Raw genomic sequence first — 13,979 nt, 5'->3', positions numbered from 1 at the left:
TCCTACATCCCTATTGAAAATAATATAATGGCAATTATTGTACCGATGGTTGGAATCATAACCGTCAACGCTCCAAATGGCATATAGGCGTCCTTATGCTTTTCATTACAGACTGAATTAATGGTAGTGACAACATAACCACCATGTGGCAAAGAATCAAGTGATCCTGATGCAATGGCAATTGTCCGGTGCAATGCCTCTGTATCTACCCCTATATCAATATAGTGGGGTGCAAGCAAAGGCATCGCAATTGTTTGACCACCCGATGCTGAACCTGTTAAACCTGCAATGACAGCAATCGCTAGGGCTCCCCCAATTAATGGACTACCAGGAATATTTGTCATGACATCTACTGTAGCCAAAAAGGATGGCGTTGCTTTTACGACACCACCAAAGCCTACTACAGCCGCTGTATTAGCAATAGCAATAATGGCACCCATTGCTCCCGCTGCTAATGTCGCTCCAACGGATTTGGCATACTTGTAACTCACTAAATAGGCGACAATACAACCACTTGTCAAAGCGACAATTAAAGCAGAAGTTCCAAGAGAATTATGGAAAGCAAAAGAAATCACTAAAACGACTAGTAATGGTATTAGACTAAGTAGTGGACTAGGAAGCTTCTGCGTTTCATCAACCACTGGATCTGTTGAGCGTTCAATAAATATTTCCCCATTGTTCACAGCTCGTTTAATCATCCAATTCAGCCAAAGTGAACCACCAACAGCCATAAAAATAGCGACAACAATACTAACTTGCCATCCTGCATAGGGTGTCGTTCCAAGGTATTGAATTGGAATCCAATTTTGAATTTCAGGTGAGCCAGCTGACGTCATCGTAAAAGTGACCGAGCCTAGACCAAGTGCAGCGGGGATAAAGCGTCGTGGAAAGTTCGCTTGTTTGAATAAACTGATGGCCATTGGATAAACAGAAAATGCAACGATAAAAACAGAAACACCCCCATATGTGAGGACCGCTGCGGCTAATACAACCGCATATGTTGCATATTTCACCCCGATTTTTTCAACAATCCATTTAGAAACACTATCAGCTGCTCCTGTATCCTCCATAACTTTCCCGAAAATAGCACCTGCCATAAACATTAAATACCAAGAACCAACGAAACCAGTAAATCCATCCATATAGCTCGTTAGAAAATTAGCTTGATTTTCATTAGCGGTTTGTGGAAAAAACGCAAGACCATTAGTTAAAGCAGCTAACAGTGCAGTTAACGGTGCTGAAATAAGTAAATTAACGCCTCTCATTGTTAAATACACTAATAATGCTAAACTACCAAAAAGACCAATGTACGCCAACATGTACATCCCTCCCCTCCCCTTTTTTTTGGAAAAAGAGCTGTATATCGCTACAGCTCTTTGTTGGTACTAATCGTTATTGCTTGGGAATGCAAATGTTGATGCAATTGATGTATCACTTACCATCCAGCGTTCTGAAACGGTTTTTGTCTTTGTAAAAAATCGCGCCTGATCTGGACCAAACATATGCCCTTCACCAAAACGAGACCCTTTAAAACCAGCAAAATTATGGTAACCTACTGGAATAGGAATTGGTACATTCACTCCTACCATGCCGACGTCTATTTCTGTTGTGAATTTACGAGCTGCTAATCCATCATTTGTAAAGATAGTGACACCATTTCCTAGCTCATGCTTATTAATTAGTTCAATAGCCTCCTCCAGAGAATCTACGCGTACAACATTACGAGCAGGTCCAAATACTTCTTGCTCATAAATTTCCATACCTGGCTTTACATGATCTAATAATGTAGGACCTACATAGAAACCTTTTGACTCTTTAACAATATCCAACTCACGACCATCACAAATAATGGAGGCTCCCTCAGACTCTCCACGATCAATGGCAGCGAGTATTGCTTCTTTTGATTGTTGAGAAATAACTGGACCAAAGTCTGAATCTGGATTTGTATATGGACCCACCTTTAGATTAGTAATTTTTTCCTTTAAAATCGACACTAGACGATCAGCAGTATCTTTTCCTACAGGCATGATTGTGGATATCGCCATACAACGTTGAGATGCTGCTCCATAGGCTGCCCCTATAAAGGCGTTTGCAACTTGTTCAAGATCTGCATCTGGCATGACAACCATATTGTTTTTTCCACCGCCAAGTGCCGTTACACGTTTCCCATGCTTAGAACCAGTTTCATAAATATACTTGGCCACTGGTGTTGAGCCCACAAATGAAATCGCTTGCACAGTTGGGTTCTCTAAAAGTTCATTGACTGCATCTTTATCACCATTCACCACTGTCCAAATTCCATCTGGTAAGCCCGCTTTTTTCCATAGCTCACTAACATATAAAGCAGTCATTGGTACACGTTCAGATGCTTTTAAAATCACAGCATTTCCGACCGCAATGGCCATACTCGTTTGAGCTAAAGGCACCATGATCGGGAAGTTAAAGGGTGAAATGGCCGCTACCACACCAAGTGGATATTTTGCGGAATAAGCGTTTATTTGACCTCCAACATTAACGGAGTACTCACCTTTCATGAGATGTGGGGCACCGATGGCTAAATCGACAGATTCAAGACCTCGTGTAATTTCACCTTTGGCATCTTCCAACGTTTTTCCGCTTTCCTTACAAATAATTTGTAGTAGCTTTTCCATATTTTCTGTCATAAGATTGCGGAACTTTAAGACGATTTCTGCACGTTTAGCCACAGATGTATTACGCCATAATGGAAAGGCTGCTTGAGCCTGCTCGATTGCCTCTTTTGTCTCCTCTACTGTTGCCAGTGGCACTTTAGCAATGACATCACCCGTAGTTGGATTGTATACAGAGCCAAATCTGCCACTTTTCCCTTCAACTAACTGTCCACCAATAAAATGCGTTAATGTTTTTACCTCTTGAGCTGTCGTCATCATCATTTCCTCCTCTTATAATTGTTTTATTTTACATGTATCCTTTAAGCTTAAATAAGCTGCAGACATATCATTTTCACCATAGCCCTGCTGAGCAATCTCACTATAAAGTTCCACCAATTTTTCCCCAATACGTAGAGATACACCAGCTTCATCAGCCATGCCCTTTGCTAACTTCAAATCTTTCAATAATAGATTCGTTGAAAAACCAGGTGCATAATTATTATTTTTCATATATTCCACATAGTTACGCTCATAAATCCGACTTTGACCGTAGCTATTACTTAATACTTCATACAGCGTATCCGCATCAATCCCCATTTTTTCACCAAGCACAATCGTTTCAGCTACAGCCTCTGTGTAAAACCCGATCATTAGATTATTTAATAATTTAAGACGTGTACCTACACTTGAGGATAAACCTAGATGATAAATATTTTTACCGACTATTCCGAATATTTCACTTGCACTATCATAATCGTCCTTGCCACCACCGACCATTATCGTTAAGGTAGCATTTACAGCTCCTATGACCCCTCCACTTACAGGTGCCCCTAAATATCGTAATCCCAACGTACTTGCTTCTTTATGTAACGAATCATTTAAGTCAGGATTGACCGTACTAAAGTCAACCAGTAAGGCACCTTTCTTAGCATGATGTATAATGCCCTCCTCTGATAAATACACCATTTCTACAATTTGAGGAGTTGGTAGGCTAGTCATTACCACATCACATTGCTTTGCAACATCCTTTGCTGATGCAAGACCTATTCCGCCAGCTTCTGTAAATAGCTCCACTGCCTTTGCATTTGTATCAAAGCCATACACCTCATAGTTTGCCTTTAATAAGTTAATAGACATTGGTAACCCCATATTTCCTAACCCGATAAAACCTAATTTTCTATCCATATGGATATCCCCCAATTCTTGAAAATTCAGCAATAGTGCTGGATGGTCACTAGCCAACTACAGTTTTTTATCGTAACATTAATAACGAGATACCTTTAATTGACCTCGGTCAGTGACTACGGTCAATTAAATCATAATCAAAATAAATCCATCTCGTCAATTAAAAATTTTATATTTTCAGAATTTTTAATTTAGAAAATATTTTACAATACTTAATATCGGAGGTAATCTCACTATGGAATCTCTAACTAACAGGCAAAAGAAGGCATTAGAAACTCGTGATAAATTATTAAAAACATCATTAGATCTATTCAACAAATTCGGATTTGAACATGTTACTGTCGAACAAATTACAAAGGCTTGTCATGTCTCAAAGGGTACATTTTATACACATTTCCCATCTAAATATGATGTTATTTTAGAAAAATTTAAAGAACTGGATCACTTTTATAGCACTGTAGAAAAAAATATCGACCCTACATTACCGGCAAGTGAAAAAATTTTATTCGTGTATCAAGAACAAATGAAATACTTAACGAATGTTGTAGGAAAGGACCTGTTACGCACTGTGTATACTGCTGCAATGACAAATCAGGTAAAACAGGATCATTACTTAATTAATCCCGAGCGCAAGATTTTTCAAATAATGAATACATATATTGAGGAAGGGCTACAACAAGGTGAGCTAAGACATGATGTATCAGCTCATGAAGTGCAAGCCATCATACAACGTTGTATGCGTGCCAATGTTTATGATTGGTTAATTCACGGTGAAGACTTTGACTTGGCCGCTGAGATGAATCGATTTACAGCTATTGTGTTAAACGGCCTCAAAAGCGTCAAATAAAAAAAGTAGCACTTCATCCTATGATGATGAGTGCTACTTTTTTAACTAGCTGACGAAATATTTCTGTACAATTGTTTCAACGGGTAAAGGTTTATTATACAAATAACCTTGTCCCTTTTGACAATGATGACGTTTAAGGAAATCAACTTGTGTGGGCTCTTCGATTCCTTCAGCAATTACCTCTAGCCCTAGGTTATGAGACATCGAAATGATAGCTTTAATGATGGCCTCATTTTTGTCATCTTTAGCGATATCTCTAATAAACGATTGATCGATTTTTATAATATCGATTGGATAACGCTTTAGATAGCTTAATGAAGAATAGCCTGTTCCAAAGTCATCTACTGACACATAAACCCCTAATTGCTTCAATTCCGTAAGAATCGAAAATGTCTCATGAACATTTGTCATAGAGCTTTCGGTAATCTCTACCTCCAGAAGTTCTGGAGGCACCTCGTATTTCTTTAATGCCGCTTTTATTTTTCGTGCGAAGTTTTCTTTTCTGAACTGTTTTGGTGATATATTGACGGCTATTCTTACAGGACGATACCCTTTGGATTGCCATTCATTTTGATGACGACAAACCTCGTCAATAATCCAATCACCAATTTCAATAATTAATCCTGAAGCCTCCGCAATAGGTATAAATTGTGCTGGTGACACAAAACCAAATTTACGGTTATTCCATCGCAATAAAGCTTCAAAGCTATTGATGCTATTATTTGTTAGGTCCATCTGTGGCTGGAGATGCAAACTAAGTTCATTAAATTCAATAGCACGTCGTAAATGCGCTTCCATTAAAGCTTCATTCGGGAAAATTGCCGTCATATCTTCACGATAATAACGATAGTGAGATCGTCCATGCTCTTTAACAGAAAATAAAGCCTTATCAGCTTTCCTTACAAGTGTCTCTAAATCCTTGCCATCTGCTGGACTAAGGGAGATACCGATTGAAACGCTAATAAAATATTCCTGTCCTTCTATCATAAATGGCTGCTTTAAAACTTCCAAAATGGCATTAGCGGTATGTTCAATTTTTTGAATAGTCGCATCTTTTAGCACAAAGATAAACTCATCACTGTTATAACGAAAAAGGGCACATTTTGAATAGCACAGTTCATTAAGCCTTTGACTAAACATACGCATAAGCTCATCCCCCTTACTTTCACCTAGGGATTCATTAAATTTTTTAAAACGATCTATATCCACTAAAATAAGGGCTGCTTGCTTATGCTCTTGTTTTTTATCGTTTAGATGATGTAGCCAATGCTCCTTGAATGCCTTACGATTCCAAATACCTGTTAATTCATCCATTAGCGCTAGGTAATAAAATGCCTCATGATCATTCATAAATGAATTTGCATCTTTTACAAATAAATGGACACCTATAACCTCACCATTATAATAGGTAGGGTGTGTTCTTAAGTAAAAAGGCTCTTTACTTAGCAATTGGTTCTTAAACAAGCATTTCGGCATACCAAAAGCTGAGCCTTCAATAGTTTTAGCAAATAATAATTTAAATTCTTTCATATATTTACTTTCCAATAATGAAAAAATATCTCGTCCTATTAGACATTGCTGCTCTCTAGAAAGTGCTGACGTAACGGCCATATTTTGATGAATAATTCGGCCTTGTAAATCGACCGTTAGCACAGGACTCACATGTTGTTCCACGTATTGTAAATAAGGTTTATCTTCTATCTGTGTTTCTCTCAAAATAACCGCAACCATGGATTTAGAAAAGTGTTGTACATGAATAGCAAATGCTCGTTCATAATAACCGGTACCTAATTTCAGGACATGCTGTGTATGGTCTTCTTCGTTTAGAAAATTCGACAACTGCAGCCAGCATTGCTTGGTAAAAAAACGTTCAGCGTTCGTCGCTGCTTTATCTTGCAGCTCCATAAATGATAATAACTTATCATTAAAATCAACGACCTCGAACACCTTTTTATCAACTTTTCTCAAACAAATGACTGCATCAAACGGATTCATTTGAATGAGTTGTTGATAATCTGCAAATGGCGCTACACTCTCTCTATAATTTTTCATTCTATCCCTCACTAAGTATCGTGTTTGCTCTATTCTTCGTCTAGCGTAGGCTTTAATGCATCTTGTAAGAAAATCTCCTGGCTATTCAATGGATCTTCACTACGATCAAAATCTTTATAATGATACTTACCATTGGAATCTTGAATACGAGCCTTAGCAGTATCCATTAATTGTGTATTCATTATGTCAATAATACGAGTTTTTGCTTCATTTGCATATACAGGGAATAAAATTTCTACACGTTTAATCATATTGCGTGTCATCATATCAGCTGAAGATAAATATACTCTATTCTCTCCATTATGATGGAACCAATAAATTCGGGAGTGTTCAAGGAAACGACCGACAATACTTGTTACTGTAATGTTTTCACTAATGCCAGGGATACCAGGTCTAATACAGCAAATACCACGTATGATAAGCTCTACCTTTACCCCAGCAATCGAAGCATCATATAACTTCATCATAAGATCTTTGTCTGTCAATGAATTCATTTTAGCTCGAATAAAACCATTCCCGTATTTTTTATGACAAGCAATTTCTTCATCCATTAATCGAATAAATTCATCTCGAATATCAAAAGGTGCCACGACTAAATGATTAAATGTAGGTTTTTCTGTATAGCCACTTAAATAGTTAAAGAAGTTTGTCGCATCAATACCAAATTCTTTATCTGTCGTTATTATGCCCATATCCGTGTAAATTTTTGCAGTGGCATCATTATAATTTCCTGTGCCAAGATGAACAAAGCGTTCAATTTTGCCATTCCGACGACTAACGACTAATGTGATTTTGGAGTGTGTTTTTAAATTGTTCATCCCATAAATAACAAGACAGCCTGCTTGTTCTAGCTGTTTTGCCCAATGCACATTATTTTCTTCATCGAATCTGGCCTTTAATTCAACTAAAACTGTTACTTGTTTACCATTTTCTGCTGCCAGCTTCAGTGCTTGAATAATGGGTGAATTACCACTTACTCGATATAATGTTTGTTTGATTGCTAAGACATTGGGATTTACGGCTGCCTCAGAGATAAAATCAACGATTGGTGCAAATGATTCATATGGATGATGGAAAAAGATATCTTGTGTTAATGCTTTTTCAAAAATATTTTCATCGGATTGTAAATCTAAAGGTGGCTGTGGAATAAAACTTTCATATTCCAGATGTTCACGACCAACAGCTATACCTTTAACAAAAGAGAACATAAAGGTTAAATCTAAAGGTCCATCAATATGGAAAACGTCATTTTCTTCAATTTCAAATTCATCTAATAAGTAGAGAAGTACTTCCTCATTCATTTCTCCAACTCGAACTTCTAAACGGCTTCCTACTCCCCATTTACGTTTCTTCAATTCTTTTTCAATTTCAACGAGAAGATCCCTTGCTCCCTCTTCATGGATCGTTAAATCTGCATTCCTTGTTAAACGGAAGGCTTGTGCTGATTTTACGCTATAGCCATAAAATAATTTTTCAATATGCGCTACAATGACATCTTCCAACAATACAACGACCGTTTTACCTTCTTCAGTGGGCACTTTAATATAACGATCTAAAACAGATGGCACTTGAACGATTGCCACTTTTTCGCGACTTTCAAGATCCGATTCATCCTGCTCTAAAAGGACAAGTAAATTGAGTGTTTTCCCTAGCAATGTAGGGAATGCACGATACGCATCTACTGCTACAGGTGTTAGAACTGGGAATATAGTTTCTGCAAACATTTCATTAATAAAAGCTTTTTGTGTGCTATTTAAATCTTTCATGTCTGCAATATGTACATTATGCTGTGGTAATAAATCATAGATTAAATGGCGGTATACTTCAGTTTGTCGACGCACTAAAGCCTGTGTACGTTCTGCAATTTTAGCTAATTGTTCCTTTGGTGTTAACCCAGATTTATTCTCAGCTTTATGGAACCCTGCGCGAACTTGATCTTGTAAGCCAGCGACACGTACCATAAAAAACTCATCGAGATTTGAGCTAAATATAGCTAAAAATTTCAAACGTTCGAGCAGAGGATTATTCACATCCTCCGCTTCCTCTAATACACGTTCATTAAAAGCAAGCCAGCTTAACTCTCGATTATTATAGTATTGAGGCTTCGCAATCTCCTCTAATAATTGACTATGATTTTTTAAAAACTCTTCCTCATTCAGCTCGTTATTAGTTATTTCAGTTGTCATCCGTATTCCATCCTTCTTCAATAAAATTGATTGTCATTGGGATTTTTAATGCTCGCTCTAAATGCTTTTTATGTCGATTAGCTTGATACTTTTCAGCTGCTGCATTGTTCTTTACATAAATATTGAGCTGTACATAATCTTCCTCTGGATGCATCTCAATTGCATGTACAACATTTCGCTTTGAGACATTTAAAGCATAGACAAATTTTAATAACGCTCCAAAATCTCGTATTTTTCGATAGTCCTCACGATTCATCCAAGTGGAGAACGGGGCAGCAAATCGTTCAAAATAATCTTTGTTTTTATAAGAGGCTAGAAGGGCTAGTTTGACTCTTTCTGGGTGATTTAAACCATCAATAGATTGATTCGCAATCAAATAAAAGGTGTGTTGGCTTGCAGAGCTTAATTCGATATATTCACCGATATTAAAAACCTTCGCTGCTTTTCTTATTAACTGCAAATCTTCTACATTATATGTTAAATAGCCTAAATGACAACATTCGCGATACAATTGATCAGCTAAATGCATCAAATAATCAACCTCTTTTTCTGTTCGACCATACTGTCGTGCAAGCCTTCTGGCATTTCCTTCAAACACATTATATTTATCAAAGGCATTGCTATCTGCTTGCAAAATCTTTTTAATAATCAGTCCCTCACGTAAACCCTTCTTCGTAAGCTGAAATGACTTGGTTCCTACAGTATCCATTAACACTCTAAATACTTCTAAGGCAGGTAAAATAATATCAGCTCGGTCTGAAGACAGGCCATCTAGCTGCTTCAATTCTTGGAAGCTTAATTGACCTAAAAATAAGCTTAATTCATCTAAATTTTCTTTTGTCATTTCGTATCCATGGACACTAGCAATGGGATAATCATGTTTTTGTTGATGAATCTGTGCAATATTACGTGCACTCCCCCCAATTGCAATAATTGGTAAACCACTATTTTGAATCCATGATAATGTTTGAAATTGCTCTTTTATAAAGGCAATAAGCACCTTTCTTTCACCGCTATTCATAATGTCGCCCTTCACAAAACGTTGCTTTAAAGAAACTGTCCCGAATGGAAAGCTATGTGATTGCAGAATTTCTTTGTTTTCAAACAGCGTAATTTCGGTACTACCACCACCAATATCAATCGTAACTCCCGATTTGGTTCCACTGGAATAAGCAACAGCTACAAAGCCAAAATATGCTTCTTCTTCTTCTGATAAAAGCTCAATTTGAATACCAGTTCGTACTTTCATTTCTGCAATTATTTGGTCACGATTAGACGCTTGGCGGATAGCAGCCGTTGCCGCCGCTTTCACATCTGTCACTTCAAAATCTTCTAACATCGCTTTAAATGTTTGTAATGTCTCGGCTAACACATAGATTCCTTCTTCAGACATCTCACCAGAGGGTTGTATATATGTACGTAAACGTGCCACCGTTTTAATATTGCCTAGTTCATGGAGTCCCTCTTCATTGTTGTACTGATATAACACTAAACGAATAGTATTGGAGCCGATATCAATAATGGCTGTTTTAAGTTCATTCAAATAATCACATCCTTCAAGCATCTTCTAATTATTTTGTTCACAATATGTAGACCTATACAAAAAAGTCGGATACTTTAAAGGCATCCGACTTTACTTTCATTTATTTATACTTTCAGGATACCCATTATTAAAATTGTGAAGTATCATGTAAAGCACAACTATTACAGAATTAATTGGTCAACACGTAGGATGAGCTCTGCAATTTCTGGCTTACTAATTTGATCTTCTGCTCCTACCTGATCACCTTTATGACGAAGGTCATCCGTAATTAGACTTGAGAATATGATAACTGGAAGTTTTTGAAGATCAGGATGCTCTTTGATTTTTCTTGTCAAATGATGCCCATCCATTTGTGGCATTTCAATATCTGTTACGACTAATTGAATATGTTCTGCGATATCACTACCGCTCTTCGCAATTCCTTCTAAGTATTCATATGCATCTCGGCCATTTTCAAAGAACTCTACATTGTCATAGCCTGCTTCATTCATCGTATCAAATAATAACTTCCGTAATAATGGTGAATCCTCTGCAATTAAAATACGTTTACCGGTACGTTCACGTTTACCCAGCTTTTTAACAGATTCCACACTTATGCCTGATTCAGGATTAATATCCACCATAATTCTTTCGAAATCGAGTAGTAGAATCATTTGCTCGTTTTGTTTAATAACACCTATAACTTGTGATGTTCCGCCTTGATACATATCTGAAGGCTTTTCAATTTGATTCCATGATATACGGTGAATTTGTGTCACGTTATCCACATGGAACACAACACGTTGCTTATTAAATTCAGCAACAATATATTTTTGTTGCGGGTTACGCTCAGTACTCTGAATTCCAAGTACCCGTAGCATATCCACAACTGGTAATACTTCACCTCGTAATTGAATGATTCCTTCTACATGCGGGTGCGCGTGTGGAATAAATGTTACTGGAATCGGTTGAATGATTTCTTTTACTTTAATTACATTGATACCAAATTTATTGTTAGCTACTTCAAATTCAACGATTTCTAGCTCATTTGTGCCACTTTCTAATAATATTCCTTTATGTTCCAATGCAACCCCGCTCCTTTCTCTACTTCAATTTATAATTCAATTGTATCATAGGCAATACATTTCTCCTACTTGCTATTTCCATTTTTATCATTAACTTTTAGATGTACCAATAGGCCAATGACTGTCATGACGATTAGCGTCGATAGTGCAACACGGCTAGCTAGTGTTCCGTAATCCTTCATCCATAATGTAACTGTTCCGTATACGGCTGGCCCAATAATGGATGATACTTTCCCAGAGAAAGCAAACAAGCCAAAGAACTGTCCACGTTTCTCATCTGGTGACAATTCAATAATATAGGTCCTAGACGTTACCCACATAGAGCCAAGTGATATACCAAAAAGACTACCTGCAAGCCAAAACATCCATTGTGCTGTCGCAAATACAGCAAACACTAAAGCGACAATCATAATGAGGGCTACCATAGTAATCGCGCGTTTAGCGCCTACTGATTTTGTAATATAGCCAAATGCCAAAGACCCAATTATCGTGGATACAGTAGAGACTAAATAAAGAATGATAAATTGACCCGAGCTAAAACCGACAATAGCCGTCGCGTAAACGGCCATCATTGCAATCGTAGTAGCGATAGCATCATTCAAAAAGAAATAAGCAATCATAAAAGTAAAGATCGCCTTATATTGCTTCATATCCTTAAAGGTTTGAATAATTTCTTTATAGCCATCTAAAAATTTTAAAGACTTCCTCTGTGCTTTTGGAATTGGCTTATCTTTATTGATCAAAAATAAAGGCAGTGAAAATAATAAATATAAAATTGCAGTAGGAATAAATGCACGATGAAAATCACTGTTGCCAACATACAAATAAACGAGAAGACCAAAAAGTGTACCCAAATACCCAATTGCAACGCCATAGCCAGATATAAGTGGCATTTCTTCTTTCGTTCCTAAATCTGCCATCATAGAATCATAGAATACTAGACTTGAATTAAAGAAGAACTTTGCAATGACAAAACTTGCCACGACTAAAAATAAACTAAGGGGTACGCCTGAGTAATGAGTGGTTATCTGTAAATCCGCAAATATCCCCATCATAAAAGTAAAAAGAATGGAAATAGAAGCAAACCAGACAATAAATCTTTTTTTATAGCCAGTATTATCAATCCACACTCCGAAAAGTGGAGAAAATACTACAAGTAATAAGCTAGCAATGGCATTCGCATACGAAATAAATGTACTAGCTACTTGTTGCATAACTTCATTTGTTCCTAATACCTCATCCATATAAAACGGGAAAAAAATGGTATTAATATTTGAAGAAAAAATTGTATTAGCAAAATCATAGAAAGCCCATGAAAGTATTGGTAATGATAAGTAAATCGCTAACTGACTTCGATGCTGGACGTCTATTGCTGAACTCTTTTTCATAAAACCCTCCCTTACATTCTCTATAATAATCAATTAATTTCTTTCCGTAATGAAAAATTTCTTTTTTTAAAGAAAATTAATATTATTTACAATATAACAGTAAATTCATTGAAACATAACTGCTAAAAGATCGATAAATAATGCTTTCTTCAATCAAAAAAAGATATCCAAGCCCCCTCGCTTGAATATCTTTTTTATTATTCTTCTGTTATTGCTACCCATTCAGAAGACCATTGTTCAATTGCTTTTAGTACGGGTGCAAGTGCGTATCCCTTTTCAGTAAGTTCATACTCAATGACGACTGGGGTAGAAGGAATGACAGTACGTAATACAATTTCCTCGATTTCTAGCTCCTTTAATCGCTCAGTTAAGACGCGGCTGCTTATATTTAACTGATTTTTAATAACTGAATACCGCTGAGGACCATCTAATAATTGAAAAATGAGTAAAGTATTCCAGCGATGATTGACTATTTTTAGCGCCTTTTCAAATCGAGGACAAATTTTTTTTTGATCCACGTTACAAGCCTCCATTGTTAGTAGTTCATATACAACAGTATAACACTTCTTTCAATATTCAGTTCTTAAAGCACATTTAGTTACTTGACAAAAGTTATTTTTAAAAATAAACTAGGTTACGAATTGTAAGTTAAAGAAAAGGAGATATTTTATAATGCAAAACATTGGTTCAACTATTTTACGTGTCGTTCTCGGCATTATTTTTGCGGTGCATGGTTTTCAAAAATTTCAAGGAGGCATTAGCTACACGGCAGACTTCTTTGATAGTTTAGGTATACCAGGATTTATGGCGTATATCGTTGCAATTATTGAGTTAGTGGGAGGTATTGCCCTTATTTTAGGTTTAGCAACAAGAATTTTTGGCGCATTACTAACAATGACTATGATTGTAGCCATTTTCACAGCTAAGCTAAGTATTGGCTTTATTGGAGCTGATGGTTTAGCGGGATACGAATTAGATTTAGCCTTGGGTGCAATTGCACTATACTTCACTCTAGCTGGTGCTTCTAGCTTTTCATTAGACGCCCAACTTTTTGGGAAAGAGTAACAAAAAAACCTGAAGTCTC

General features: G+C 36.8%; 11 protein-coding genes. 2 read left to right on the top strand and 9 right to left on the bottom strand.

All coding sequences use genetic code 11. The features are described 5' to 3' along the window. Positions 1-2: 2 nt before the first annotated feature. From MKX57_RS03955 to MKX57_RS03945, 3 genes are all read right to left on the bottom strand, one after another. A complete protein-coding gene (locus MKX57_RS03955; protein WP_342550807.1) occupies positions 3-1,319 on the bottom strand; it encodes an SLC13 family permease in 1,317 nt (438 codons plus the stop codon). A gap of 66 nt (positions 1,320-1,385) precedes the next feature. Beyond that, positions 1,386-2,906 carry a CoA-acylating methylmalonate-semialdehyde dehydrogenase gene (locus MKX57_RS03950; RefSeq protein ID WP_043989693.1) on the bottom strand — a complete coding sequence of 507 codons (1,521 nt, stop codon included), beginning with the start codon at positions 2,904-2,906 and terminating at the stop codon, positions 1,386-1,388. A 15-nt stretch (positions 2,907-2,921) separates the two neighbouring features. Next, positions 2,922-3,815 (bottom strand): NAD(P)-dependent oxidoreductase, encoded by an 894-nt coding sequence (locus MKX57_RS03945; protein ID WP_090002009.1) that lies wholly within the window; start codon positions 3,813-3,815, stop codon positions 2,922-2,924. Between the two features lie 235 nt (positions 3,816-4,050). On the opposite strand from MKX57_RS03945, the gene MKX57_RS03940 reads away from it, so the two are divergent. Further along, positions 4,051-4,662, top strand: a complete 612-nt coding sequence (locus tag MKX57_RS03940; RefSeq protein WP_089985203.1) for a TetR/AcrR family transcriptional regulator — start codon at positions 4,051-4,053, stop codon at positions 4,660-4,662. A 45-nt stretch (positions 4,663-4,707) separates the two neighbouring features. Here the strand turns inward: MKX57_RS03940 and MKX57_RS03935 are convergent, their stop codons facing one another. The 6 genes from MKX57_RS03935 to MKX57_RS03910 all read right to left on the bottom strand — a co-directional run bounded on the left by MKX57_RS03935 (position 4,708) and on the right by MKX57_RS03910 (position 13,413). After that, on the bottom strand, positions 4,708-6,714 hold the full coding sequence (locus MKX57_RS03935; protein ID WP_008174133.1) for a bifunctional diguanylate cyclase/phosphodiesterase: 2,007 nt from the start codon (positions 6,712-6,714) through the stop codon (positions 4,708-4,710). Positions 6,715-6,743: 29 nt separating this feature from the next. Beyond that, entirely contained in the window at positions 6,744-8,900 is a 2,157-nt protein-coding gene (locus MKX57_RS03930) for an RNA degradosome polyphosphate kinase (protein WP_342550806.1), read from the bottom strand. Beyond that, the gene (locus MKX57_RS03925) at positions 8,890-10,443 is read right to left on the bottom strand and encodes a Ppx/GppA family phosphatase (protein ID WP_239354224.1); all 1,554 of its coding nucleotides are present in this window, start codon (positions 10,441-10,443) and stop codon (positions 8,890-8,892) included. Before MKX57_RS03925 ends, MKX57_RS03930 begins: the two co-directional genes overlap by 11 nt. Before the next feature lie 161 nt (positions 10,444-10,604). Next, a complete protein-coding gene (locus MKX57_RS03920; protein ID WP_008174137.1) occupies positions 10,605-11,507 on the bottom strand; it encodes a chemotaxis protein in 903 nt (300 codons plus the stop codon). Between the two features lie 65 nt (positions 11,508-11,572). Next, complete coding sequence (locus MKX57_RS03915; RefSeq protein ID WP_089985199.1) at positions 11,573-12,895, bottom strand: MFS transporter; 1,323 nt, start codon at positions 12,893-12,895, stop codon at positions 11,573-11,575. Between the two features lie 197 nt (positions 12,896-13,092). After that, positions 13,093-13,413, bottom strand: a complete 321-nt coding sequence (locus MKX57_RS03910; RefSeq protein ID WP_043989697.1) for a helix-turn-helix domain-containing protein — start codon at positions 13,411-13,413, stop codon at positions 13,093-13,095. 154 nt (positions 13,414-13,567) lie between these two features. Between MKX57_RS03910 and MKX57_RS03905 the strand changes: the two genes are divergently transcribed. Further along, positions 13,568-13,960: a DoxX family protein gene (locus MKX57_RS03905; protein ID WP_008174140.1), complete on the top strand. Its 393-nt coding sequence runs from the start codon at positions 13,568-13,570 to the stop codon at positions 13,958-13,960. The last annotated feature ends 19 nt before the right edge of the window (positions 13,961-13,979 follow it).

This window comes from Lysinibacillus sp. FSL M8-0216 (assembly GCF_038595555.1).
GTDB classification, from domain to species: domain Bacteria; phylum Bacillota; class Bacilli; order Bacillales_A; family Planococcaceae; genus Lysinibacillus; species Lysinibacillus fusiformis.
Note: the sequence above shows the minus strand (reverse complement) of the source record. Positions and strands in the feature narration are given on the sequence as shown.